The organism is Bacillus mycoides (genome assembly GCF_018742245.1).
GTDB classification, from domain to species: Bacteria; Bacillota; Bacilli; order Bacillales; family Bacillaceae_G; genus Bacillus_A; species Bacillus_A cereus_U.
Genome location: NZ_CP036132.1, coordinates 1,367,157 through 1,392,648, shown reverse-complemented (window position 1 = coordinate 1,392,648; position 25,492 = coordinate 1,367,157). Strand labels below are relative to the sequence as shown.

Sequence of the window (25,492 nt, the reverse complement as noted above, 5' to 3'; positions counted from 1 at the left end):
AAGAGCCTTGTAGAAAAAATACCTACAAGGCTCTTTAGTAGAGTGTAGGTACAACGGGAATAACCCTTGTGCCTACACGTTTTCACGTTAGGTTCAAGGGTTTCATGTATGATGATGTAGTTTTGTAAGCATTTTAATAGATTGTACGATATTCATAATACTTACTCCCTTTCTCCTCTGATTTTCACATAGTATATAACAGTTAATTCTGAATGTAAATAGATTTTTTAATATTCCGTTATTTCTTAATATAAGGCTATCTCTCTTTCATACTCTCCAATTTCTCGTTCGTATTGCAACGTAATGCTAATTTCATCTAGACCATTTAATAATTTCTCTTTCCACATTTTTTCGATTGTAAAATGAAACCTATGCGTATTCGTTGTAATTACCTCATTCTCCAAATCTACTTCTATTTGTTCTCTCGCATCCGTTTTAGCAAGTTGTTCACGCATTTCTTTATCCATTACAATCGGTAACATACCATTTTTCATGCAATTCATATAAAAAATATCTGCAAATCCCCCGGCGATAATAACGCGGAAACCATAATCAGCAAGCGCCCACGGAGCATGTTCTCTTGAAGAACCACATCCAAAATTATCCCCGGTAATTAATATACTCGCGCCTTTTCTTTCTGGTGCATTAAGCGGAAATTTAGGATTTTCATGACGATCATTATCATATCGCCACTCATCAAATAAAAACTTTCCAAACCCTGTCCTTTCAATTCTCTTTAAATATTGCTTCGGAATAATTTGATCTGTATCAACGTTATCATTCATAAGTACCGCGGCAGTACCTCTATGAATACGAAATGGCTCCATTATAACTCTCCTTTCTAATATCAACAAAATGACCATATAACGCAGCTGCTGCTGCCATTGCTGGGCTAACTAAATGCGTTCGTGCGCCTTTTCCTTGTCTTCCTTCAAAATTTCGATTTGAAGTAGATGCACAATGTTCTCCTTCAGGTACTTGATCTGGATTCATTCCGAGACACATCGAACATCCAGGCTCTCTCCATTCAAATCCTGCTTCTTCAAATATGTGATGTAATCCTTTTTGCATCGCCGCTTCCCTTACTCTTTTCGATCCAGGCACAACGAGTGCTCGCACACCTTCTTTTACCTTTCTCCCTTTCACAACAGATGCAGCAATTTCTAAATCAGAGAGCCTGGAATTTGTACAAGATCCAATGAAAACATGCTGAACTGGAATGTCATACGTGCTTTGTCCAGGGCTTAATCCCATATACGAAAATGCTCTTTCGTCATTTGCATCATGCTTTTCTGGCAACTTTTCATCAATACGAACACCCATACTCGGATTTGTTCCCCACGTAACGTACGGTGCTAAATCTGAAATATCAACCAAAATATGTAAATCATAAATCGCATCTGAATCTGTATAAAGTTCCGACCATTTTTTCTTAATAGATTCATAGTCTTTCGGTGCATATTTACGCCCTTTTACATAAGAAAATGTTTTTTCATCTGGTGCGATAATCCCCGCTTTTGCTCCCCCTTCAATTGCCATATTGCAAAGCGTCATCCTCTCTTCCATCTCCATATCATGAATTGTCTCTCCGTAAAATTCCATTACGTAACCTGTTCCAACTGCTACGCCGTACTTTGAAAGGAGATGCAAAATAATATCTTTAGCATAAACACCTTGCGGTAACTTTCCTTTTAACTCAATACCCATCGCCTTTGGCTTTCGTTGCCACAACGTTTGCGTTGCTAATACATGCTCCACTTCACTCGTACCAATACCAAATGCTAGTGCACCGAACGCACCATGAGTAGCCGTATGACTATCACCACAAACAATCGTTTTTCCCGGTTGCGTAAGTCCAAGCTCTGGTCCTATAACATGAACAATCCCCTGCTCTTCATCACCAATATCTGCTAATGGCACCTGAAATTGTTTGCAGTTTTCACGAAGTGTATCTAATTGTTGCTTTGCAATGCGATCGGTAATATTCCAAACGTCTTTCGTTGGAATATTATGATCCATTGTTGCAAATGTTAAATCAGGTCTCCGGACCGTTCGATTTGCAAGCCGCAAGCCTTCAAAGGCTTGCGGTGACGTTACTTCATGAACGAGATGAAGATCGATATATAATAAATCCAATCCATTTTCGTTTGTCGTAACTACGTGTCTCTCCCAAAGCTTATCTAGTAATCTTTTTCCCATTATCGTCCTCTCCCTACTAGCGCTTGCTCTTCCATCTCTTGCATAACTGCCTTCGTAAATGAAGTTGTCGTTTCATCTCCCCCGATATCTGCTGTACATTTTCCAGATTTAAGAGCTGCAGAAATTGCCTCTTCAATCGCATATCCTTCTCGCGTTAATCCAAATGATTGCCCAAGCATCATTGCAACAGAACGCATCATCGCAATTGGATTCGCCTTATTTTTCCCCGCAATGTCCGGTGCCGATCCGTGAATAGGCTCGTATAACGAAGGGCCGTTTTCAGCGTGACTTGCTGATGGAAGCATTCCTAATGATCCAGCCAATACAGAAGCCTCATCACTTAAAATATCACCAAATAAATTCTCTGTTACGATAACGTCAAATCTCCTTGGGTTCCGAATTAACTCCATAGCAGCTGCATCTACTAAAATATGCTCTAATTCAACATGAGGATAACGAAGCGCTACTTCTTCCGTAACAGTTCTCCATAATTTACTAGACTCTAAAACATTCGCCTTATCAATGGACGTTACTTTTTTCTCTCTCTTACTCGCTAATTGAAAAGCATAAGAAACGATACGTTCAATTTCATGGCGATGATACGTAAGTGTATCTGTTGCTACTTCGTCCGTTCGTTCTTTCGGATAAGAAAAATAAATCCCCCCTGTTAATTCACGAACGACAACGAAATCAATTTCGTCAGCATTTTTTAATGGCGATAAATGTGCAGTTGCGCTTTCTACCGTTACAGGTCGAACATTCGCAAATACACCAAGTCCTTTTCTTAATGCTAATAACCCTTTCTCTGGCCTTTCTTTCGCACTATCCCAACGAGGTCCACCAACTGCTCCAAGTAAAACCGCATCACTCGCTAAACAAGCGGCAAGCGTTCGCTGCGGTAATGGTTGCCCCGTTAAATCGATAGCAGCCCCGCCAAAGTACTCATCTTGCAAATGAAAATGATGTCCATATAGCCTCTCTACCATATGCAATACTGCCTTCGCACTTTCCATAACTTCCGGGCCAACACCATCACCAGCTAAACAAACGATACGTTTTTCCAATGTAAACACTCCTTTGACTGAATTTTCAGAACTTTAATTTGATAGGTGAGGAAAGCCCCTCACTTATCAAACAATTATTTTACAAGCGCTATAAAAGATTTCAATTTTCCTGCTGCATGAACGTAAGCTCTTGCCGATGCTTCCAATACGTCTTGTGCAACACCAAAACCTGATACTTGATGAGTTCCTTCTTTCAATTCAACATGAACATGAGCAAGTGCATCTTGGCCTTGCGTAATAGATTGTATGCGATAGTCTGCCAATTCACATTCTAACCCTAAAATTCTTTGAATTGCATTATATATTGCTTCAATACTACCAGATCCAGTTGCTGCATCTTCGTATACATTTCCTTCCTCATCTTTCAGTATGACTGTCGCGCATTGTGCACTATTAGATACGAAATGTACTTGCAATTGTTTAATGCTATATTGCTGCGCTGCAAATGCTGCTTCACCAAGCATAAGCGCACGTAAATCTTCTTCCGTAATTTCCTTTTTACGATCTGCCAATTTTTTAAATGCCTCAAACACCACATCGCGCTCTTCGTTTGTAAATTCATAACCAAGCTCTTTCATTTTTTCGGTAAATGCATGACGCCCAGAATGTTTACCAAGCACAAATAGATTTTGAGATTCTCCTATAAGTGACGGTTCAATAATTTCATATGTCGTTACTTCCTTTAAAACACCATCTTGATGAATACCTGATTCGTGAGCAAACGCATTTGCTCCAACGATTGCTTTATTTTTCGGTACAACCATTCCTGTTAAACGACTTACTAACGTACTTGTCGATTTAATCTCTTTTAGTGTCATAGAAGACTCCGCTTTATAGAAATCTTTCCTAATATGAAGAGCAACTGCGACTTCTTCTAAGGCTGCATTTCCTGCTCTTTCTCCAATTCCATTAATCGTTCCTTCTACTTGTAACGCTCCGCCTTCAACTGCAGCTAACGAGTTCGCTACTGCCATCCCAAGATCATCGTGACAATGACAAGAGAAAATTGCTTTTTCATACGAAGGAACGGATTCTTTTAAGTATTTAAAAAGAGAATAATATTCTTCTGGATTCGTATATCCAACTGTATCAGGTATATTGATTACATTCGCTCCTGCACGAATCGCTACTTCTACTGCTTCAGCTAAAAATGCTCTCGATGTTCTTGTCGCATCTTCTGCTGAAAATTGCACTGTTGGAAATAATGATTTTCCAAGTGTAACCGAGCGATGAATACTATCTAATACATCTTCTTTCGACATACACAGCTTATATTTCATATGAATATCACTCGTAGCTAAAAATACGTGTAATCGAGGAGAGACAGCACCTTTCACTGCGTCATATGCTCTTCGAATATCGCTTTCCTTTGCTCTAGCTAAACTCATAACAGTAGCATTTTGAATGGTATTTGCGATACGTTTTACCGATTGAAAATCACCTTCAGAAGCCGCTGCGAATCCAGCTTCCATTACATTAATACCAAGTCTCTCTAGTTGCCTCGCAATTTGTAATTTCTCTTGTTCATTTAAATTAACTCCTGGTGATTGTTCGCCATCACGAAGCGTCGTATCCATGAACAAAATCTGCTTCATATTATTTAATCCCTACCTTTACTCGCGGCTGTACAAAAGGCATCATTTCACGTAATTTACGTCCAACTACTTCGATTTCATGTTCATTTTCTTTCTCATTTGTCGCCTGGAAATTTGGTCTTCCCGCTTTATGCTCTGCAATCCAGCCTCTTGCAAATGTACCATCTTGAATTTCTGCCAATACTTCCCCCATCGCTTTCTTTGTATCTTCAGTAACAACACGTGGCCCTGATACGAAGTCACCCCACTGCGCTGTATCTGAAACTGAGTATCTCATATTTTCAAGTCCACCTTCATACATAAGGTCAACAATTAATTTCAGTTCATGTAAACATTCAAAATATGCAAGTTCAGGTTGATAGCCAGCATCAACTAGCGTTTCAAATCCCGCTTTTACAAGTGCAGTCACTCCGCCGCAAAGTACAGCTTGCTCTCCGAATAAATCTGTTTCTGTTTCTTCTTTAAACGTTGTTTCTAATACACCTGCTCTCGTCGCCCCAATTCCATCTGCATATGAAAGTGCCTTTTCAGTCGCAACTCCTGTTGCATCTTGATATACTGCAAATAATGCAGGAACAGCTCCCCCTTCTGCAAACGTACGACGTACTAGATGTCCTGGACCTTTCGGTGCTACTAGAAATACATCTACATTAGCTGGCGGTTTTACTTGATCAAAGTGAACATTAAAGCCATGTGCGAACACAAGAGAATTACCTGCCTGTAAGTTTGGTGCAATTTCAGCTTCATATACTTCTGGCTGTAATTCATCAGGTAGTAGAATCATTACTACATCCGCTTTTTCTGCTGCTTCCGCTACTGTATATACAGAAAATCCGTCTTCTTTCGCCTTATCCCATGACTTCCCTTTCCTCAGTCCAACTACTACATCAAATCCGTTATCACGTAAGTTTTGTGCATGCGCATGGCCTTGCGATCCATATCCGATGATCGCTACTTTCTTTTCCTTTAATACATTTACCGTTACGTCTTTTTCATAATAAACTTTCGCCATTTTCATTTCCCCCTATTTTTTAAATAATTATTGAATTAACATAACTTGTTTATCTTGTTTTTTCATACTACGTGTAAATGCTGTTACACCTGTTCTAGCAATTTCTTTCAAACCGTATGGACGAAGTAATTCAATTAACGCTTCTACTTTCTCCTGAGTACCTGTTACTTGCACCACTATGGAATCCTTCCCAACATCTATTACAGTGGCTCGAAATGGTTCAATTAAACTATATAATTCTGCTCTTGCTACAGACGTTGCTACTTTAATAAGTGCAAGTTCTCTAGCGATCATCGCTTCTTCTGTAATATCTGATACTTTCAGTACGTCGATTTGCTTATGAAGTTGTTTAATTAACTGCTCAACTTGCTGTTCATTTTCAACGTGTACAACAATCGTCATTCTCGAAATATCCGATGATTCCGTATGACCTACTGAAATACTTTCAATATTAAAATGTCTACGTGTCATAACACCTGTAATTCGATTTAACACACCGCTTTGATTTCGAACTGTCGCTGTTACAATTCTCTTCACCTTTTCTCCACCCCCTCCATTTGGTGAACCCCTTTCCCTGGTGCAACCATCGGCATAACCTTTTCAGATTGAAGTACGCGGCAATCAATTACGACTGGCTCTCTTAATTCAATTGCATACTGTAATTGTTGCTTTGCAAGAAGTGGGTCTTCAATACGAACACCTTTTATACCATATGCATTGGCAAGTGCGACAAAATCTGGTTGGCATGAAAGTAAGGAGTGCGAATATCGCCTATTATAAAATTCCTCTTGCCATTGTCTTACCATCCCTAAAGCTTCATTATTTAAAATAAAAACTTTAACCGGTAAAGAATGCTCTTTCAACACACTAAGTTCTTGCAAGGTCATTTGAAATCCAGCATCACCGACAATTGCAATAACTAGTTCTTCAGGCTTTGCGATTTGTGCACCTATTGCTGCTGGAAACCCGAAGCCCATTGTTCCCAATCCCCCAGAAGTTACCCATCTATCTGGGTTTTTCAATGGATAATATTGAGCTGCCCACATTTGATGTTGCCCAACATCTGTTGTTACAATCGCTTCTCCTTTCGTAATTTCGTATAGCATATCAATTGCATATTGAGGTTTAATACGTTCTGCATGTTCTTTGTAAGAAAGAGGATATTTTTCTTTTCTACTATTCAATAACGAAAGCCAATCATTATAATCTACTTCCCCTTCTTTAAAAGTGAGTATAGCTTCTAATGCTTGCTTCGCACTCGCAACAATAGGGATTTCAGTCGGCACATTTTTCCCAATTTCCGCTGGATCAATATCTATATGTGCGACAATCGCTTCTTTAGCAAAATAAGCTAAATTCCCAGTAAGACGATCATCAAATCTTGCACCTATATTAATAAGTAAGTCACATTCATATAACGCCATATTTGCGGTGTATGAACCGTGCATTCCTCCCATCCCTAGAAATAGTTCATCATCTGGCGGAAACCCGCCAAGACCAAGTAATGTATGAACAACTGGAATATGATATTTGCGAGCAAAGCTTGTTAATTCTTTCGATGCTTTCGCATGCAATACACCTGCTCCAGCTAAAATTAATGGCTTTTTTGAGACCTCAATCGCTTGTAATAATTTGTTTATTTGTAGTAGATTCGGTTCATAATTAGGCTGGTATCCTGGTAAATCCATTTGTACGTCGCTACATCTCTCGCCTTGCTCTACTACCATATCTTTCGGAAGGTCAATTACGACTGGGCCCGGTCTTCCTGTTCTAGCGATATGAAATGCTTCTTTAATAATTCGGGGTAAATCCGATGCTTTTCGCACTTGATAATTATGTTTTGTCACCGGCATCGTAAGCCCCATAATATCTGCTTCTTGGAAAGCATCACTTCCGATTAACGTTGTTGCTACTTGCCCTGTAAATACAACAAGCGGTAATGAATCAATCATCGCGTCAGCTAAACCAGTAATAACATTTGTAGCACCCGGTCCACTTGTTGCAATTACCACTCCTGGATTCCCTGTAATTCTTGCATATCCTTCAGCAGCATGAATTGCACCTTGCTCATGCCTCGTTAAAATATGCGGAATTTCACAATCATAAAGCGCATCATATAGAGGTAAAACCGCACCACCTGGATACCCGAAAATCACTTCTACTTCTTCCTTTTCTAGCGCTTCTAACAATAGCTGTGCACCAGTTGCCAGTTTCTCTTCCGTTTTTGAAGACATTTTTCTTATAAGCCCCCTTTTTTTAAACATTTATAAAATAAAAAAATCCTACGTCCACACTCCAGCTATGTGCTGAAGGGACGAAAGATTTCGCGGTACCACCCTTCTTTGCAAGATTACTCTTGCCTCAGTGACTCGGGATATGAGTCTAGCTAATAACGGAGCTACCGTCTAAGCCTAAACAAACACTTCAGCTTAGCACTCAAGGGTGATGTTCGTCGACGTGAACCATCGGTTTCCAGCAACCACCGACTCTCTGTGAGGCTTCACAGTCAACTACTCCTCCCTATCAACGCTTTATCATGTCATAAAGAGCTATTATCCAACTTTATTTTCTTCGTAAATTTTCTCTCCATCTTCTACAACTAATTTACGGAATTCTTCTAATAAACGATTCGTATGTGGCCCTGTTCTCCCTAAACCAATCGTTCTTCCATCTACTGTCGTAACAGCAATTACTTCAGCAGCTGTTCCTGTTAAAAACACTTCATCAGCTACATATACATCGTGCCTTGTAAATAATTCTTCTCTTACGTCATATCCAAGTTTTTCACCGATTTCTAAAATCGCGTTTCGTGTAATACCTTCTAACGCTCCAGCAGAACTTGGTGGTGTAATTAATTTATTTCCCTTCACAATAAATACGTTATCTCCAGAGCCTTCAGCTACATATCCTTGGTCATTTAACATAAGTGCTTCTTGTACTCCAGCTAGTTTCGCCTCAATGCGAACTAAAATATTATTTAAGTAATTTAAAGATTTTACTTGAGGCGATAAAACATCCGGGCGATTACGACGCGTTGCAACTGTTATAATCGGAATCCCTTTTTCATAATATTCTTGTGGAAATAAAGATAATTGCTCTGCAATTACTACTACATTTGGTTTCGTACAAGAATCGGGATCTAATCCCAAATTCCCAGGTCCTCTTGATACAACGAGGCGGATATATCCATTAGATAGTTTGTTTTGTCGAATCGTTTCAACAACGATTTTCGTTGCTTCTTCTAACGTATATGGAATTTCTAACATGATGGATTTCGCTGATTCATATAACCGGACAAGATGCTCTCTCAAACGGAAAACATTACCGCTATATACCCTAATTCCTTCGAACACTCCATCGCCATATAAATAGCCATGGTCATATACTGAAACCTTTGCTTCGTCTTTTGGAACAAATTCTCCATTTAAGAAAATCCACTGCTCGTTCACTTGAAAGCGCCCCCTATGTTCTATGAGTTTTTTATTGTTTCCTAGTTTACTCTCCTTTTCAAATAAATCAAGTGAATTTTTAGAAAATTTTTAATTTTTAATCGTACGTACATCTTTGATTATATTGATTTAACAACATTGTTAACGTTTACAAAAAGTCAAAATTTTTTTTTCGCCAAATTCTACTAAAAAAATATTTGTTTAAAAGAAGGGTTTTCGCCAATTGATACGAATCTATTGTATTCAATAAACGGACGTCCGATTTTATAAATTCGGGAATATACGACGACTTTTGGTGAAAAAGGGGGAAAATAACAAAAATAACGCTGTCTAAAAATAACATTCATATTTTTCATTTAGTAATCATAATCCTATTTTTAAAAAACAATTTGTCAAATTGAAGGAGGAAATAAAAATGGCGTGTGTACAAATTAAAGGAACAAGACAAGAGGTAGTAGAAATGCTACAACTATTTGATCTAATGGATACGAAAGGATTTTGTAAATTCGATAATTACGTTGAAGTAGAACCAAATAGCAGGAAACATAACAACTATACAGCTTCAATCGATATTCAATCCAATAACAGTTCAGCACAAGATACATTAAATGATCAATTCGTTAGTCAAATGCTTACTGGTGTATATAACGACTAAACAAATATTCTCTTCCTACCATCTTTTCATAAATATATGCTATGGACTTGAGCATACTAGCAACTAGGTGGTAGGAGGTGAAAATTATGGCTAGAATTGGTGTTGAGAACTCTTTAACAGATGTTCAACAAGCTCTTCAGCAACAAGGACATGAAGTCGTTTCACTTAACTCTGAAAATGATGCACATGGATGCGATTGTTGCGTTGTAACCGGGCAAGATTCTAATATGATGGGTATTGCAGATGCATCGATAAAAGGATCTGTAATTAAAGCACATGGTTTAACAACAGATGAAATTTGTCAACAAGTTGAAAACCGCACTTAATCATTTTTATCACGTTATTTGCGAGCTAACATTTAACGGGAATGGTCTCACTGATTATAGTTTCAATTTATCTATAGAAAGAGGGCTCCTTTTCAAAAGGAGCCCTCTTTTTTATATTCACCTAACGGGAAAGTAACATATACTGGATGAAAGCCCTACCTCTCTCTCATCATTACGGTTCCACTGACCGCTCCTTGATTCACTAGTATACATATAAAGCTTACATATACAATTTATAGGGTTTGTTCACAAAAGTTGTTGGTAAGACTACCCGATCTTTCGCAAACTTTTCGTATTATATTCATAAGATTTATTTACTTTACACTAGCTTTAACCGAGACACGAATTAAAATTCTAACACCAATACAATAACTTGTCAACATTTTTCACAAATTTAAAACAGACATTAACGGTTTGTCTGTTTTAGAATGGAGCTTTTTCTTTTATTACATATACAACAAAACCGCTTACTAACATAAATAAGCCAACTACTAAGTTTTTGATATTAATCATAAATTCCTCTCCCTTATTCCACACATCATATATATTTACAGTTCAATTATTCCGATCATCCTAAAGCGCACTTTTTCTAATATATCATAATTCCTAAAAAATGCAAGTTCACTTGTGGCGACCATTTACAAATTTATCTACAGTGCTTGGTACAGTATTTAAAGCCTTTTCAATTAAATGTGTACTACTATTGAGGTGTAATACTTGCACACCCTTAGAGCCAACTACTAAAAAAGCAACTGGGCTAATAGAAACCCCAGCCCCGCTTCCGCCTCCGAATGGATGACTTTGCTTGTTCTCTTTATGCTGCCCTTGTCCGCTATTATGTTTTTCAGAAATAAAATCCCCTTTAAAGTCACTTCCACCAGCTCCAAAACCAAAAGCCACTTGAGATACTGTTAATACTACATTTCCGTCAGCTGTTGAAACCGGACTTCCAACAATCGTATTTACATCTACCATCTCTTTTAAATTTTTCATTGCTGTTTTCATTAAATTTTCAATTGGATGTTCCATTATGTACTACACCCTTTCCTCATTATTCTTTTTTATACTTTCCAAAATAGAGGAAGTCATACTAAGTTTTCCTATTTTGAAAAAACATTTTTCACTTTCCGATTGGATATTACTCCCTGTACAAGTTCGGATAAAGTGAAACTTTAATCAGTGGGGGTTTTGTTCATTCCCCACTGATTATTAGCCCTCACCAATCGGGCGTTTACGGGCAGCCCGACTCCCACCTAACTTCTTCGCTCCAACCAAATTTTGAGGTGGGAGTCTTACTGCTCGCAAATAGCGGGATAAAAACAGTAAAGAGAAACATACTACTATTGAACCTTGTTATGAAAGGAGTCCTTACTTTGACTGAGAAATTTGATGAATATAAAAAAAGAGATCGAATAGATAGTGATTATAGTGACTATAAAGAAGAATACGCAGCTGAAGTTGCACCACAGCGTATTGATTATGATGATAAAGATAACGATGATGTAAGATCATCTGCAGCTGGATCGACTGCTGGTTTTATCGCTCTTGCTTTAGCAATATTATCACTATTCACATTCCCAACACTATTTGGTCTTGTGTCTGTTTTACTCGGTATTTACGCTTATAATCGCGGGGCTACTGTAACTGGTGGCACCGCAGCGATTGTGGGTGGTATCGCTGCACTCATTGCGATATTATTCCGAGCGGCGATTATTGGTTTATTGTTCTCTCTTTTTTAAAAAGAAAAAGGTATCTCGCTTTATGCGGGATACCTTATCCTGTAAATACATCTTCTGATGGATATTTAATTTTTTGTTTCGCTGGTCGTGCCAAAGAGAACACAAGTGTTAACGGTCCGATTAATCCACAAAACATAACAAACATAATAATACATTTTCCAAACGCCGATAGCTTTGCAGTAATCCCCATTGTTAACCCTACTGTGCCAAACGCTGAAATTGTCTCAAATAATAACTGAATAAAACTGAAATCTTCTGTAAGCATTAATACAAATACCGCTGTAAAAATAAGTATTTGACTAGCAACGACAATTGCTAACGCTCTCGTTACTGTCGACATTTTAATCGTACGCTGAAATAAAACAAAATCCTCTTTCTTTCTAAAGAAAGAAAGAACTGATGTAATTAAAATAACGAATGTCGTTAACTTAATTCCACCGCCTGTCGATACACTTCCCGCACCAATAAACATTAATACCATCGTAAATAGTATCGATGACTCTTCCATCCCCCCATAATCTACCGTGTTAAAACCGGCTGTACGAGGTGTAATTCCTTGGAAGAACGAAGCCCATAATTTTTCATTTAAAGATAAGTGTCCCAAAGTCTTCACATTATTATATTCCAATACAAAAATCACAATCATCGCAATAACATTAAGTGCTATCGTTCCAACAATCATGATTTTGGAGTGCAGTGATAATTTTCGGAAACTACGGCTATACCATATATCAATTAATACAGTAAACCCTAACCCTCCTATTACAATTAAAGAACAAATCCCAATATTAATAATAGGATCTCCTACATATCTTGTTAAATTATCTGGCCAAAGCGCAAAGCCGGCATTATTATATGACGCAATAACGTGAAAAATACTATAGTATAAACCTTTTCCAAAACCAAACTCTGGAATAAAGCGAATCGATAAAAAGATAACCCCAATTAGCTCGATACAAATAGAAAAAATAAAAACTCGTTTCACTAATTTCACAAGACCACCAATATTTGTTTGATTAAATGCTTCTCCAATTAATAATCGGTGGCGTAAACCGATTTTTTTACCTAATACCCAAACAATTAAAATGGCAATCGTCATAAGGCCGAGACCACCCGTTTGAATTAAAAACATAATAACAATTTCACCAAACATCGTAAACGTACTTGCAGTATCTACAACACCTAAACCCGTTACAGTCGCTGCCGACGTAGCTGTAAAGAAAGCATCTACCCAACTAATATGTACTTTCGTTGCAAACGGTAACTTTAATAACAATCCTCCGACCACAATTAAACAAAAAAAGCCTAATGCTAAAATTTGTGGTGGATTTAATCGTACAAGGCGATTATACAACCCTTGTTTTTTTGCTACTTCCATATCACTAACTCCCTTTATCAAGTGAAGCTTTTATCCCCTCATAAATAAAGACTCTTTAAGAGCCTACAAGTAGCGGGATAAACCTTATATTCTTATAATATAGTTGAGCATAATCCTTTTTTTCATAGATTTCAACTTTTATTTATATTCAGATTCCTATCGTTTTACAAAAGAATATTCTCTATTATATCTCCACTTATACTATAACTCTTACAACAACTATTTTATCCCTTTTCAAATTCCTATATCTTTCACTCCAAGTTCACACGAGGGTCACATCTACCTTTTATAGTATACGTATCGGAGCTGTTCCTCCCTAATTTATAAGACATTCCCCAGTGTCTTGAACAGCTTTCCATCCCTAATTAAATTGACATAAATTGTCCCCTTCCTTGACCATCCTATATGTGATGGTCTTATTTTTTTGTTCTTTCTATCTTTTATTTGAAACTCCCTCTCTCTTTCACTCCATGTTCACATCTAGGTCACATCCACCTTTTATAGTATACGTATCGGAGCTATTCCTCCCTAATTTATAAGACATTCCCCAGTGTCTTTGAATAGCTTCCATCCCTAATTAAATTGACATAAATTGTCCCCTTCCTTGACCATCCTATATGTGATGGTCTTATTTTTTTATTCTCTCTTTCTTCTTACTTAAAACTCCCTCTCTCTTTCACTCCATGTTCACATCTAGGTCACATCTACCTTTTATAGTATACGTATCGGAGCTATTCCTCCCTAATTTATAAGACATTCCCCAGTGTCTTTGAATAGCTTCCATCCCTAATTAAATTGACATAAATTGTCCCCTTCCCTTGACCATCCTATATGTGATGGTCTTATTTTTTTATTCTCTCTTTCTTCTTACTTAAAACTCCCTCTCTCTTTCACTCTATGTTCACATCTAGGTCACATCTATCTTTTATATTGTATGTATCGGAGCTGTTCCTCCCTAATTTATAAGACATTCCCCAGTGTCTTGAACAGCTTTCCATCCCTAATTAAATTGACATAAATTGTCCCCTTCCCTAGGCCATCCTATATGTGATGGTCTTATTTTTTTATTCTCTCTTTCTTCTTACTTAAAACTCCCTCTCTCTTTCACTCTATGTTCACATCTAGGTCACATCTATCTTTTATATTGTATGTATCGGAGCTGTTCCTCCCTAATTTATAAGACATTCCCCAGTGTCTTGAACAGCTTTCCATCCCTAATTAAATTGACATAAATTGTCCCCTTCCCTAGGCCATCATGTGATGGTCTATTTTTTTTCCAAACACATAACTTAACTCTCTTCGCTTATTTCAGCAATTAGCTATGGTTGTATTAACTGCTGTACTAGCTAGTATTGGCACTGCTGATGTACCAGGTGTTGGACTTGTAATGCTTACGATGGTTTTAAATCAAGTAAATCTACCAGTAGAGGGTATTGCTTTAATTATTATCGGTATTGACCGCATTCTAGACAGGTCTAGAATGCGGTCAATATTTCTGGCGATACAATTTGTGCAATGATTGTTTCAAAATCAGAAGAAAAATATAATACTGATAAATCTGCAGCATCTTAAATCAAAAAGGAGTGAAATGATTCACTCCTTTTTTGACTTGCTTCCTTTTTTCGAACGATATTCTTTTCCTTTGTTATCATTACCTGTTTCAAAATCAGCACTAAACTCCTGCTGGAATTGCCCTGATTTTGGTGAACCTTGATTTCCACTTCCTTGACTACCATTACGATTCGTCATATTTCCCCCTCCTTCCTTTATTAGTAGTATGGCGCTCTATCTTTTTTCATACACATTTTATTTTTTATCATCTATTACACACAGAAGAAGACCTTCCATATATGAGGAAGGTCTTCTTCTGTGTTAAGTAAGCGTTTTCTTATTTATAACTACTTAAATAAGTTTTTTAGAAATAGATATCATTACATTCATTTCGTCTTCTGAAAGTGAGGAGAATCTTTCTTGTAAATATTTCTTTTTCTCACCTTCCATTTTCGCAACTAAATCTTTCCCTTGTTCTGTAATCTCTAAATATACAACTCGGCGATCTGATGTAGAACGTGAACGAGTTACAAAGCCTTTATTAATTAATTTTTCTGTAACAGCTGTAATATGACTATTCGACACATTTAATTCATTAGCTACACGTGATACCATTTCTTTATTCGTACGATTCAATATTCTAAGGACGATGAACTCATTCCACGGTATGTAACCACCAAATATTTTTCCAATATCATTACGCAACGTGCGAAACATAGAAAAAACATTTGTCGATAGTTCTTCCATTAATTGCTCTCTATTTTGAGACAACTTTGACAGCCCCTTTTATTTCATTTAGTTAAATAAAAACCTTATTAATAATTTTACATGAAATCTTACTTTTTGTCACCTTTTTTTCCCATAATTCGTACTTTTTTAATATATATTTCATGTTACAATGAAGTTAATTTCCAGAAAAAGGAGTTGGAATAGTGAGTGAAGAAGACAGGTTTTCTAATCTCAGTCTAAAAGATAAGACTATTATTATTGGTTTTGTTATTCTTATTCTCATTATATTCTTTGCATTTATATTCTTTGTATATGTAGGAATCTTTCAAATCACAGGTATAGAATATTCATCACGAACAGCTCTACTACTCTTTTTTTTACTTATCCTTTTCTTAGATGGTATTACATATTTTATATTCATTTTCTTTAAAGTACTCCTACATCCAATGATGACAAGTATGCCTAATTGGCTCTCGATTGCTCTTCTCTCCATTATTGAAATTACGTTAGATTGGTTCGTCATTCATACCGCTGACGACTGGATAGAGAGCGTACAAATGTCAAATACAGCTGAATTATATGTCGCACTATTCCTTTTCACACTAAATAAATTATTAAGTGATAAGAAAGAGTAAGAATACAAGCTTTTCTATATAAAAATTGGTACAATAAAAACAAATCATACTAAAGAGGTGTTACTTATGAACTTACAACAATGGGCTGATAAAGGTATGTCCTTTGATACATATGTGAATGAAATGAAAGTAAACCAATACGAGCTACTACACATTTACAATAACTTTTTAATTCCAAATGAATTACTTCCTGTATTAGAAGAACGCCAAAATGATGGCTGGCGCGTTATCGTATTAACAGCTGATTGGTGTGGTGACGCTCTTTTATGCGTACCTGTTATGAAACGAATTTCTGAAGTTGCAAATATCGATATGCGATTATTAATTCGTGATGAAAACTTAGAATTAATGGATCAATACTTAACAAACGGAACAGCACGTGCGATTCCAATCTTTATTTTCATTGATAAAGATGGAAATGAACAAGCCGTCTTTGGACCACGCGCTCCAAAAGTACAAGAATTAGTAACTTCCATGCGTGCTACATTGCCTGAAAAAGAAGATCCAACATTCGAGGAAAAACAAAAAGAAATGTACGCTAATTTCCGTGCTACATTAGCTGATGATACTTCTCTTTGGGAACATGTAATGGAAAGCATGATTGAGAAAGTAGTAAAATAAAAACCTGCCGATTTCGGCAGGTTTTTATTTTACAAAATTATAATCCTTTTTTCTGAGAATATGCAACATCTACGCACTCTGCTAAACGCTCCATCTCACCCATATATACCGCACGCGTCATCCATCCAGTCAACTTGTACATAATCTTATATAAAAAATTCTTCGGTTCAAATTCTACGATTACAGTAAGCGATGTACCTTCTTCATCCTCTTCTAACATATAAGTTATGGCTGTATAGCCTTGCTTCATGTCACATCCAATTGACACGATATAAGGTGCTTCACACTCTAAAATTTCCGCCTCAAACTCATATATTTTCTTACCCATCTTTTGCACAGATATATATTTATCACCTTCACGGGGATTGTTTATATCTACGTTTGGAGGATACCTATTTTCTACCATAAAAGTACTCCATTCCATTATTTTCTCGTCATTATTTACATAATCAAATACAACATCAATTGGTGCTGGAATTACTATTTCTATTGCAAAACTCACTAAACTGCCCCTCTCAAATACCCTATCGATTTTCTTAAAGTTATTATAACGAAATCATTATGGCATATTTCACATGGTGAAATACAAGTAATTGAAGGTAAAAGTTTTATTTTTCTCTCGCTATAAAAAAATCCCCTATAGAATAGACTTTTTTCAAATGTCTATTCTATAGGGGATTGCTGACAATTTATTCTTACATAATGAAGAAATAGAATACCGCAGCTAAAATGAAACGGTAATAAGCGAACGGTGTTAGTTTTACACGACCTAACAATTTTAAGAATGAAACAATTGCAAGCATCGCAACAACGAATGCTGTAATAAATCCAGTTGCAAATAACGGTATATCTGCTGCACTTAATATATCCCAGCTCTTGATTAAATCTAAGCCACTTGCAGCTACCATCATTGGTACTGCTAAAATAAACGTATATTCAGCTGCCGCTGTATGCGAAACGCGAGCTAATAAACCACCACTTATTGTAGACCCAGAACGAGAAAATCCTGGCCAAAGTGCTAAACATTGGAACATTCCGATTGTAAATGCTTGCTTATATGTGATTTCATCTAACGTTCTTGCTGTACTTGGTTTTGAAAACTTCTCAGCAACAATCATTAAAATACCACCAGCTACTAAGCTAATAACAACCGGTCCTGGACCGAATAAAACTTCTTTAATTGCACTATGGAATAATACACCGAGTATGCCGGCAGGAATCATCCCAATAATAATATGTAATAAATTTAAAGATGGTCCATCAGTCACTTTCCCTATTCCAACTAATGACCATAAACGTTTCCAAAATATAACAACAACTGCTAAAATCGATCCCAACTGAATAACAACTTCGAAAACTTTCGCTCTCTCATCGTCGAATCCAAGTAAATGACCTGTTAAAATCATATGTCCTGTTGATGAAACTGGTAGAAACTCTGTTAAACCTTCAACAGCACCCATGATTAATCCAATTAACCAATCAGCCACAAGTAGTGCCTCCTTAATAACGAATATGTAATTTTTTCACACCTTATCATAATACCTTATCCCTTTTCAAAGTGCATCCTTTTTTTATTGATTTCATTTGTTGTATACGCTTATTTCTTTTCTATTTTTTGATTAAATTGTATGATAATAAGAGTTTGTTTTTTACACTGAAAGGGGATTTTATGAAAGAAACTACTTCATTCTCACAAAAGTTAAAGCAATTTTTATTACTCTTTTTCCCGATTTTTGTAACGCAAATGTCATTATTTGCGATGAGCTTTTTTGATACGACAATGTCAGGACATGCAAGTCCTATTGATTTAGCGGGTGTTGCTATCGGGACAAGTATATGGCTTCCTGTTAGTACCGGCTTAACAGGAATTTTAATGGCTACTACTCCTATTGTTGCACAGCTCGTTGGATCAAAGAAAAAGGAGGACGTTCCCCACATTGTCATACAAGCAGTATATTTAGCAATTTGTGCTAGTTTCGTTGTTATCCTTATCGGATTCTTCGCTGTTTCACCTATTTTAAATGGCATGCAATTAGAAGAACCTGTGGAACGTATTGCAGCACAATTTTTAAGTATTATCGCGATTGGAATTATCCCTTTATTTACTTACACCGTCTTACGTGGATTTATTGATGCATTAGGAAAAACTCGAACAACGATGATTATTACATTACTATCATTACCAATTAACGTAGTATTAAATTACTTATTAATTTTTGGTCACTTTGGCTTTCCAAAACTCGGTGGTGTTGGTGCGGCAATCGCTTCTGCAGCAACATATTGGTGTATTTTAATTATTACCGTCATTATTATTCGTACGAAAGAGCCTTTCGCTTCTTTCAATATCTTTAAACAGTTATACCGCCCTTCCTTTACGATCTGGAAGGAATTCCTGAAACTTGGTGTCCCTATCGGATTTGCTATCTTTTTTGAGACGAGTATTTTCGCTGCGGTAACACTTATGATGAGCAATTTTAGTACGACAACAATAGCAGCACATCAAGCAGCTATGAACTTTGCTTCCTTGTTATATATGACTCCTTTAAGTTTAGCAATGGCAATGACGATAGCAGTTGGATTTGAAGTTGGAGCAAAACGATACAATAATGCGAAACAATATGGATTTATCGGAATTGGATTAGCCCTTGCTTTCGCTCTTTTATATTCAATCCTTCTTTATTTCTTTGATGATGAAATTGCTTCTATTTATACGACAAATGCAAATGTCCATCATTTAGCTAAAGAATTTCTTATATTCGCGATTTTATTTCAAATTTCAGATGCGATTGCAACTCCAGTACAAGGAGCACTTCGTGGTTATAAAGACGTAAATGTCGCCTTAATTATGACATTAATAGCTTACTGGGTAATAGGTCTACCTCTTGGCTACATGTTAGCAACTTATACTGACTGGGCAGCAAAAGGGTATTGGATCGGTCTTATTATCGGTCTAGCATTTGGAGCAATCTTCCTGCTTATCCGTCTCTTCCAAGTACAAAGAAAATATACAACGCAAAACAGCCGCTAATGATATAGCGGCTGTTTTCTTCATGCATATTTTTTCTTGTAACGTGTAACATAATGAAAAAGAAAGGTGGATACATATGGACGAAAAACAAAAGAAACAATCATTCGATGAAGAATTCGCCCCTGAAATTTCACCTGGATATCGGCAAGATGTACATAAGCCACCTAAATATAAAAATACTTCTTTTTTAATGGGCATTACCATTTTCGCAGCTGTATTACTCGTGCTCATCATTTTCGTCTATTTTTAAGGAAGGGTGGTCTATTATATGAAGAAACAAGATTCAAATCGTTCAAAAAGAACTGTTAAAACAGAAAAAGGATATGCAGGAGATTCTGTTCATACACTGAAACAAGTTGAGCAAGGAAATTTATACATTGCTCAAAAAGAACTTGGGCAACAAAATGAAAATCTTTAAAATCCCTCTTCTCCTTGAGGGATTTTTCATTGTACGTACTGCTTTTGATCTAACACCCTAAATATATTATTAACCTTTACAATTTTCATGTCATAATTTAATTTCATTTCACTTCTCTTACCATTTTCAGTACCAGCAACGTACGCTACAGCATGATAGTAAAAACTCTCATCTGTCACTTCACGTATCTCCTCGTTTGTAAATTTATACTCTAAATTCCGAAAACGATTTGGATAATAATTTTTCATTAATTGCTCATACCCTTTGTTTACAAATAACTCTTCGCTTTTTATCTTCACATCTTCTTTATTATCAAACTCAAACACTGATAATTGCGCTGTCACAAAGTGTTCTCCTATCATTTTCTTTTCTTTATGAGTTAAAGTTTCTATACTTTTGTTCTTTAATTCCTTATTTAACTCGTAGCGATCTATCGGTTTAAAGGTGGCAAAAACCTCCTCTTTATATGACCAAAACAATCCAAAAGCGATACATAGAGAAATGATTACTATTCTTTTCTTCGTAATACACCCCACCCTCCCTCATAATGATAGTTACATTTTAATATACAGAAAGAAAATTCTGATATCATGTAGTAGAATAACCTACCTTTAACTTAGAAACGAGGAACGATTATGGACTCTTACAAACAATATATAAAAGAAGCTCTGCCCGGTCTTTCTATACATTCATATTCGCAAAATGAAGAGGGCTGGGATAATATAGCGGTTATTATAAATGACGAGCTACTGTTTCGTTTTCCAAGAAAACTTGAATATGCAAAGCGAATTCCGTTAGAAAAGGAGCTGTGTACCATTCTTTCTCATTCATTACAAAGAATCGAAGTCCCTAAGTATCGCGTATTGTATAAGAATAATTGTGATACTGTTCCATTTTTTAGCTATTATCCTCTCATTCATGGTAAACCGTTAAAAACTGAAATAGTTGCCCAGTTAGAGAAAAAAGAACTTGAAGTAATTATTTCACAATTAGCCACTTTCCTTGCGGCTTTACATAGTATTCCTTTAAAACGTGTTGAAACGTTAGGATTCCCTATCGAAAAAACACTTACCTACTGGAAAGAACTACAAACAAAATTAAATCAATATCTTACTAACAGCCTTACTTCATTACAGAAATCAGCCTTAAATCGTTTATTCGAAAATTTCTTTACCTGTATAGCTAAATCTACCTTTCAAAATACAATCATTCATGCTGACTTTACACATCATCACATTTTATTTAACAACCTGAACAAAACCATTTCAGGTGTTATCGATTTTGGAGATGCTCAAATTGGCGATCCCGCTTTTGATTTTGCTGGGCTATATTATGATTTCGGTCATGAGTTTACTACATCTGTATATAAACAATACAGTACACTTGTTTCTCACCGCGATCCATTACTCATTCACCGCATCACTACCTTTTATCAATACAGCCCTTTACTACATAACCTCATTTATAACATTGAAACAAATAACGAAATAGAATTAAACAAGAGTAAAGAACAATTGAAGGCAATATTACAGGGACGAGATTAAATTCTCTCCCTATACTCTCTCTCTTCATACATCATTAATTTTTTATCCATTTCAACAATAACTTTATACAATTGAAACGCCTGTAAAATTTGCAGTTGAATTCCAAAAGGAGCATTCTGTTCTTTTAACCATTGAAATACTTTTGTTTCATCTTTCATTGATTATTCCTCCCCTTATTAAAATCTGCTACTCATATACCGTAAATGATGAAAAGCTTTTCATGTCAATAATAAAAAGGATGCAAAATTGCATCCTTTAATGTACGATATTTTTCTTCTGCAACGTTTCCTCTTTTTCTTCTTCCTCTTGGCATTCACTACGAAAAGCACAACTCATACACTCGGAACGAAAATGACGCTCTGTGTAGTGCTCAGGTTGTTGCAGCATTTCTTTCATTCTAAATAAATCAGCCATTCCAGTTATAATATCTTCCTGCTTTGGAATGTACTCATACTTAGTTCCTTCTATTAAATTAATCACTTCGATTTTTCCTGGAAGAATGCCGAAAGCTTTATAACTAAACACAGTCATTAATTTCTGACAAAGAGCTAGCATTTCCTCATCCGCATCAACCACATACTTTTTAATTACAAACGATTCAGCACTCCACTCACCAACTTCAAATGTCAATGACATGTGAACACCTAACTCTTCCATATATGTTTGAAACTTCTCATATAAAAATAACGGCGGTGCCTGACTCCCATCCCTTTCAACAAACTGTAGTAAGTGATCAGTTAGCTTCGCTAAAACAATATAGTACTCCGCCTTTGAAGCAAACATATTAATCCTTACTTTTTTCCAATACTTTTCTAAAAGTATTAAAAGAAAAATTTTTGTTTGTTGCCCGGCAGGTACCGTGTAATATTCATTAATAATTTGATTTACAATCATTTGTGCTATTTGTTGCCATTCAAATGAAGATGGTTCTCTTCTTTTTATATGACGGAAATAAAATTTGTGTGGACAACGCATAAAATCATACAAATGGTAATCTGTCATCGTTTTGATTGCGATTTTTTCATGCAATTGCTCTTCATCTCCCTTCTGCCATTAAGAAAGGTGTTTTACAAATTCAGCTCCAAACTGTAAACATTTTTCTACATCTTCATCTTCTGGCGTTAATTCTACTTTCAATCCGTCTAACACAACTGCTGCCCCGCGCTCCTGCAGCTTTTCTATTAAAATATCAACCGCTACCCCGTATTTTGGATAACCTGAATCACATGACCCGAATACTGCCGCTTTTTTCCCAGTTAAATCAATAGAATCCATTGCGTCATAAAAATCTAAAAAATCATCCGGAAGATCACCATCTCCCCAAGTATAAGCACCTAAAATAATACCGTTATATTGCTCTAATATAGAAGCTTCTGGTGAATCCATAATATCAATGACTTCAATTTCATTTTCTGTTTCACGAATTGCACCCGCAATATGATCAGCCATTTCCTCCGTATTTCCACTCATACTTGCAAAAATCATTACTAACTTACTCAACTGAACCTCTCCTTTTACCTTGTATCTCTTTTTCTGTTGGAAGTGTACTCTTCTCATCTACATATTCAGAACGAATTATATTTCGTTGCCATTCAATATGCTTATCAACATCTTTATTTTTTAATCCCCTTCGTAAAAGGTGAAATGTTTTTCTCATTAAGGTTCCTCATCCACTTCATTGATAATAATTATCAATTTCAATTATATCATTAGATTAATTGAAATTGATTATCAAAGTCAATAACTATTTTTAAAAAAATAGTTAAAATGTACAAGCTTGTCCGTTAGCTATTCATATACTATAAATGAGCATAGTTCTTTCTCAGCCCTCTCTGACGGAAGAAATAGAAGCAACTGCGATAGAGCGCAGTTGCCTTTTTTTATACTTTTCTATGATTTTAGTAACCTTATCGTTGTTTCTAAAAATAATTCTACTCCATAAATTAAAGCTGATTCATCTACATCAAATTTCGGATGATGATGTGGATAACAAGTATCAATATTTTTATTCCCTGTTCCTAATTTAATGAAACAACCAGGTGCTTTTCTTAAATACGCTGAAAAATCTTCTCCTCCCATAGAAGGTTCAAGATGCACAATACGCTGATTTCCGAACAATTTTATCGCACTTTTTTCTACTATTTTCGTAATGTACTCATTATTAACAACTGGATCATATCCGTAACGATACGTATATGTATAATCCCCTCCATGTGCTTCTGTAATTCCTTTCACAATTTGCTCAATTTTCTCTTTTGCTTCCTCTCTTAATGTTTGATTAAAAGATCGAACAGTTCCCATTAAAGATGCTTTGTTTGGAATGATATTATCGGCCATCCCCCCATGAAATTGTGTAACTGACACTACTCTGTGCATAAAAGCACTTGTATTTCTTGATACGATATGTTGTAAATTTGTAATAATTTGTGCTCCGATAGCAATAGGATCTATCGTTTCTTCTGGTCGTGCCGCATGACCACCCTTTCCTAAAATTTCAATTGTAAATACGTCTGGTGCTGCCATCATAGGGCCATATACAATTCCTACCTTCCCACTTTCTAATCCAGACATAACATGCAAACCTATTACATAATCAACGCAGTCCATAACACCGGCCTCCACCATTTCTTGTCCGCCACCGGGATACACTTCCTCTGCGTGTTGAAAGAACAGACGGATTTCGCCTGCAAAATCTTCCTTCATATTTGATAGCGCTTCTGCTGTACTTAACAAAATAGCTGCATGAGCATCATGCCCACATGCATGCATCATCCCTTTATTCACAGACGCATAAGATTTCCTTGTCTCCTCTTGAATTGGTAAAGCATCTATATCCGCTCGAATCGCAACTACTTTCCCTTGTTCCGTTCCTCTTTTAATTGCTAGTACACTGTACTTCGTTGGTCTCGTTACTTCAAAAGAAGAAAATGAGCATAATGTATCATATATAAATTGCGAAGTTTCTTTTTCATGAAACGATAATTCCGGATACTTATGGAAATGCCGTCTCCATTTCATAATATTTTCTTCTGAAATAAGACTCTTCCACACTCTATTCATGATAATTTCCTCCTTTTAAAAAGATCTAGTAATTTAAAGTTTGCTCAGTCTCTACCGATTAATAAAAAACAAATATTATATTTTCACGTATTCTTATAGTCCACTTTTATGTATTCACACAATCCACTTTCTATTTACATGTCAAACCCATTACAAATTCATGCTGAATGTAATATAATTGCTAAGTTAGGGATTTTCTTTTTTAGTATTTAGTGCTAATATCAGAAAAGAGCCTTTTGACTTATTTTTACCTAAAATGTGGGATTTTGTTTTTTTCACAATAATGTAGGACATGATACCTACAAAGAGCTATTATTTCATTAAGCGAGGGAAAGACATGGAAAGATTAAAAGAGATATGGTCTCAACCACTCACACAATGGGTTGCAAAGACGGTTTATTACCTTGCAATTTTATTTGCATTACTTTGGTTGTATGGATTCCATGATACAAACACAAGTACATTTATTTACAATGAATTCTAGGGTGG

31 protein-coding genes, 1 pseudogene and 1 other annotated feature are annotated in these 25,492 nt (G+C 36.1%); of the genes and pseudogenes, 11 read left to right on the top strand and 21 right to left on the bottom strand.

Features of this window, described 5'->3' with window-relative positions:
- Window positions 1–245: 245 nt before the first annotated feature.
- The 8 genes from leuD to ilvE all read right to left on the bottom strand — a co-directional run bounded on the left by leuD (window position 246) and on the right by ilvE (window position 9,319).
- Window positions 246–827: a 3-isopropylmalate dehydratase small subunit gene (leuD, locus tag EXW56_RS07075; RefSeq protein WP_215597334.1), complete on the bottom strand. Its 582-nt coding sequence runs from the start codon at window positions 825–827 to the stop codon at window positions 246–248.
- Window positions 805–2,199 (bottom strand): 3-isopropylmalate dehydratase large subunit, encoded by a 1,395-nt coding sequence (leuC, locus tag EXW56_RS07070; RefSeq protein WP_215597333.1) that lies wholly within the window; start codon window positions 2,197–2,199, stop codon window positions 805–807. The genes leuD and leuC overlap by 23 nt, the downstream gene beginning before the upstream one ends.
- Window positions 2,199–3,263, bottom strand: coding sequence for a 3-isopropylmalate dehydrogenase (leuB, locus tag EXW56_RS07065; protein ID WP_215597332.1), 1,065 nt, complete (start codon window positions 3,261–3,263; stop codon window positions 2,199–2,201). Before leuB ends, leuC begins: the two co-directional genes overlap by 1 nt.
- A gap of 74 nt (window positions 3,264–3,337) precedes the next feature.
- Window positions 3,338–4,858, bottom strand: a complete 1,521-nt coding sequence (gene leuA, locus EXW56_RS07060; protein ID WP_215597331.1) for a 2-isopropylmalate synthase — start codon at window positions 4,856–4,858, stop codon at window positions 3,338–3,340.
- 1 nt (window position 4,859) lies between these two features.
- Window positions 4,860–5,870, bottom strand: coding sequence for a ketol-acid reductoisomerase (gene ilvC, locus EXW56_RS07055; RefSeq protein ID WP_002158678.1), 1,011 nt, complete (start codon window positions 5,868–5,870; stop codon window positions 4,860–4,862).
- A 27-nt stretch (window positions 5,871–5,897) separates the two neighbouring features.
- The gene (gene ilvN / locus EXW56_RS07050; RefSeq protein WP_000822949.1) at window positions 5,898–6,407 is read right to left on the bottom strand and encodes an acetolactate synthase small subunit; all 510 of its coding nucleotides are present in this window, start codon (window positions 6,405–6,407) and stop codon (window positions 5,898–5,900) included.
- Window positions 6,404–8,104, bottom strand: coding sequence for an acetolactate synthase large subunit (gene ilvB, locus EXW56_RS07045; RefSeq protein ID WP_002158679.1), 1,701 nt, complete (start codon window positions 8,102–8,104; stop codon window positions 6,404–6,406). Before ilvB ends, ilvN begins: the two co-directional genes overlap by 4 nt.
- 73 nt (window positions 8,105–8,177) lie before the next feature.
- Window positions 8,178–8,406 (bottom strand) — a binding site (T-box leader).
- A 16-nt stretch (window positions 8,407–8,422) separates the two neighbouring features.
- Complete coding sequence (gene ilvE, locus EXW56_RS07040) at window positions 8,423–9,319, bottom strand: branched-chain-amino-acid transaminase (protein WP_002011723.1); 897 nt, start codon at window positions 9,317–9,319, stop codon at window positions 8,423–8,425.
- 415 nt (window positions 9,320–9,734) lie between these two features.
- Here ilvE and EXW56_RS07035 point away from each other — a divergent pair, with 415 nt between their 5' ends.
- Both EXW56_RS07035 and EXW56_RS07030 read left to right on the top strand, forming a co-directional pair.
- Window positions 9,735–9,974, top strand: coding sequence for a DUF3911 family protein (locus tag EXW56_RS07035; RefSeq protein ID WP_002011724.1), 240 nt, complete (start codon window positions 9,735–9,737; stop codon window positions 9,972–9,974).
- A gap of 86 nt (window positions 9,975–10,060) precedes the next feature.
- A complete protein-coding gene (locus EXW56_RS07030; RefSeq protein WP_002158681.1) occupies window positions 10,061–10,300 on the top strand; it encodes a YkuS family protein in 240 nt (79 codons plus the stop codon).
- Between the two features lie 423 nt (window positions 10,301–10,723).
- Here EXW56_RS07030 and EXW56_RS07025 read toward each other — a convergent pair whose 3' ends face one another.
- Both EXW56_RS07025 and ytfJ read right to left on the bottom strand, forming a co-directional pair.
- Window positions 10,724–10,813 carry a hypothetical protein gene (locus EXW56_RS07025; protein ID WP_000608227.1) on the bottom strand — a complete coding sequence of 30 codons (90 nt, stop codon included), beginning with the start codon at window positions 10,811–10,813 and terminating at the stop codon, window positions 10,724–10,726.
- 108 nt (window positions 10,814–10,921) lie between these two features.
- Window positions 10,922–11,329, bottom strand: coding sequence for a GerW family sporulation protein (gene ytfJ / locus EXW56_RS07020; RefSeq protein ID WP_215597330.1), 408 nt, complete (start codon window positions 11,327–11,329; stop codon window positions 10,922–10,924).
- Window positions 11,330–11,673: 344 nt separating this feature from the next.
- On the opposite strand from ytfJ, the gene EXW56_RS07015 reads away from it, so the two are divergent.
- The gene (locus EXW56_RS07015; RefSeq protein ID WP_002149534.1) at window positions 11,674–12,039 is read left to right on the top strand and encodes a hypothetical protein; all 366 of its coding nucleotides are present in this window, start codon (window positions 11,674–11,676) and stop codon (window positions 12,037–12,039) included.
- A gap of 34 nt (window positions 12,040–12,073) precedes the next feature.
- Here EXW56_RS07015 and EXW56_RS07010 read toward each other — a convergent pair whose 3' ends face one another.
- Window positions 12,074–13,417 carry a TrkH family potassium uptake protein gene (locus EXW56_RS07010; RefSeq protein ID WP_002201206.1) on the bottom strand — a complete coding sequence of 448 codons (1,344 nt, stop codon included), beginning with the start codon at window positions 13,415–13,417 and terminating at the stop codon, window positions 12,074–12,076.
- Window positions 13,418–14,729: 1,312 nt separating this feature from the next.
- On the opposite strand from EXW56_RS07010, the pseudogene EXW56_RS07005 reads away from it, so the two are divergent.
- Window positions 14,730–14,989 (top strand): annotated as a pseudogene (locus EXW56_RS07005) (cation:dicarboxylate symporter family transporter); the annotation flags it as partial.
- Between the two features lie 21 nt (window positions 14,990–15,010).
- Here EXW56_RS07005 and EXW56_RS07000 read toward each other — a convergent pair.
- Together EXW56_RS07000 and EXW56_RS06995 are read right to left on the bottom strand one after the other, a co-directional pair.
- Window positions 15,011–15,166 carry a hypothetical protein gene (locus tag EXW56_RS07000; protein ID WP_002158686.1) on the bottom strand — a complete coding sequence of 52 codons (156 nt, stop codon included), beginning with the start codon at window positions 15,164–15,166 and terminating at the stop codon, window positions 15,011–15,013.
- Between the two features lie 153 nt (window positions 15,167–15,319).
- On the bottom strand, window positions 15,320–15,739 hold the full coding sequence (locus tag EXW56_RS06995) for a MarR family winged helix-turn-helix transcriptional regulator (RefSeq protein WP_002201207.1): 420 nt from the start codon (window positions 15,737–15,739) through the stop codon (window positions 15,320–15,322).
- Between the two features lie 161 nt (window positions 15,740–15,900).
- On the opposite strand from EXW56_RS06995, the gene EXW56_RS06990 reads away from it, so the two are divergent.
- A complete protein-coding gene (locus EXW56_RS06990; protein ID WP_002201208.1) occupies window positions 15,901–16,332 on the top strand; it encodes a YrvL family regulatory protein in 432 nt (143 codons plus the stop codon).
- Window positions 16,333–16,365: 33 nt separating this feature from the next.
- Entirely contained in the window at window positions 16,366–16,953 is a 588-nt protein-coding gene (locus EXW56_RS06985) for a thioredoxin family protein (protein ID WP_080013734.1), read from the top strand.
- Window positions 16,954–16,990: 37 nt separating this feature from the next.
- On the opposite strand, the gene EXW56_RS06980 is transcribed toward EXW56_RS06985, so the two are convergent.
- On the bottom strand, window positions 16,991–17,455 hold the full coding sequence (locus tag EXW56_RS06980; protein WP_002201210.1) for an SRPBCC family protein: 465 nt from the start codon (window positions 17,453–17,455) through the stop codon (window positions 16,991–16,993).
- 193 nt (window positions 17,456–17,648) lie between these two features.
- Window positions 17,649–18,440 carry a bacitracin resistance undecaprenyl-diphosphatase gene (uppP, locus tag EXW56_RS06975; protein WP_002201211.1) on the bottom strand — a complete coding sequence of 264 codons (792 nt, stop codon included), beginning with the start codon at window positions 18,438–18,440 and terminating at the stop codon, window positions 17,649–17,651.
- A 182-nt stretch (window positions 18,441–18,622) separates the two neighbouring features.
- Here uppP and EXW56_RS06970 point away from each other — a divergent pair, with 182 nt between their 5' ends.
- The 3 genes from EXW56_RS06970 to EXW56_RS06960 all read left to right on the top strand — a co-directional run bounded on the left by EXW56_RS06970 (window position 18,623) and on the right by EXW56_RS06960 (window position 20,399).
- Window positions 18,623–19,981, top strand: coding sequence for an MATE family efflux transporter (locus EXW56_RS06970; RefSeq protein ID WP_002201212.1), 1,359 nt, complete (start codon window positions 18,623–18,625; stop codon window positions 19,979–19,981).
- A gap of 76 nt (window positions 19,982–20,057) precedes the next feature.
- Window positions 20,058–20,231 carry a hypothetical protein gene (locus EXW56_RS06965; RefSeq protein ID WP_000343684.1) on the top strand — a complete coding sequence of 58 codons (174 nt, stop codon included), beginning with the start codon at window positions 20,058–20,060 and terminating at the stop codon, window positions 20,229–20,231.
- 18 nt (window positions 20,232–20,249) lie between these two features.
- The gene (locus EXW56_RS06960; RefSeq protein WP_000743737.1) at window positions 20,250–20,399 is read left to right on the top strand and encodes a hypothetical protein; all 150 of its coding nucleotides are present in this window, start codon (window positions 20,250–20,252) and stop codon (window positions 20,397–20,399) included.
- 26 nt (window positions 20,400–20,425) lie between these two features.
- Here the strand turns inward: EXW56_RS06960 and EXW56_RS06955 are convergent, their stop codons facing one another.
- Window positions 20,426–20,935: a hypothetical protein gene (locus EXW56_RS06955; protein WP_002201213.1), complete on the bottom strand. Its 510-nt coding sequence runs from the start codon at window positions 20,933–20,935 to the stop codon at window positions 20,426–20,428.
- A 99-nt stretch (window positions 20,936–21,034) separates the two neighbouring features.
- Here EXW56_RS06955 and EXW56_RS06950 point away from each other — a divergent pair, with 99 nt between their 5' ends.
- Window positions 21,035–21,943 carry an aminoglycoside phosphotransferase family protein gene (locus EXW56_RS06950; protein WP_215597329.1) on the top strand — a complete coding sequence of 303 codons (909 nt, stop codon included), beginning with the start codon at window positions 21,035–21,037 and terminating at the stop codon, window positions 21,941–21,943.
- On the opposite strand, the gene EXW56_RS06945 is transcribed toward EXW56_RS06950, so the two are convergent.
- The 5 genes from EXW56_RS06945 to EXW56_RS06925 all read right to left on the bottom strand — a co-directional run bounded on the left by EXW56_RS06945 (window position 21,940) and on the right by EXW56_RS06925 (window position 25,003).
- A complete protein-coding gene (locus tag EXW56_RS06945; protein ID WP_002149564.1) occupies window positions 21,940–22,101 on the bottom strand; it encodes a hypothetical protein in 162 nt (53 codons plus the stop codon). The genes EXW56_RS06950 and EXW56_RS06945 overlap by 4 nt on opposite strands.
- 97 nt (window positions 22,102–22,198) lie before the next feature.
- Entirely contained in the window at window positions 22,199–22,972 is a 774-nt protein-coding gene (locus EXW56_RS06940; RefSeq protein ID WP_002201215.1) for a hypothetical protein, read from the bottom strand.
- Window positions 22,973–22,996: 24 nt separating this feature from the next.
- Entirely contained in the window at window positions 22,997–23,443 is a 447-nt protein-coding gene (locus EXW56_RS06935) for a flavodoxin (RefSeq protein ID WP_002201216.1), read from the bottom strand.
- Window positions 23,436–23,600, bottom strand: a complete 165-nt coding sequence (locus EXW56_RS06930; RefSeq protein ID WP_002158699.1) for a hypothetical protein — start codon at window positions 23,598–23,600, stop codon at window positions 23,436–23,438. The genes EXW56_RS06935 and EXW56_RS06930 overlap by 8 nt, the downstream gene beginning before the upstream one ends.
- 233 nt (window positions 23,601–23,833) lie before the next feature.
- Window positions 23,834–25,003, bottom strand: coding sequence for a M20 metallopeptidase family protein (locus EXW56_RS06925; RefSeq protein WP_002201217.1), 1,170 nt, complete (start codon window positions 25,001–25,003; stop codon window positions 23,834–23,836).
- Window positions 25,004–25,340: 337 nt separating this feature from the next.
- On the opposite strand from EXW56_RS06925, the gene EXW56_RS06920 reads away from it, so the two are divergent.
- Window positions 25,341–25,487: a teichoic acid D-Ala incorporation-associated protein DltX gene (locus EXW56_RS06920; RefSeq protein WP_002011626.1), complete on the top strand. Its 147-nt coding sequence runs from the start codon at window positions 25,341–25,343 to the stop codon at window positions 25,485–25,487.
- Window positions 25,488–25,492 lie beyond the last annotated feature (5 nt).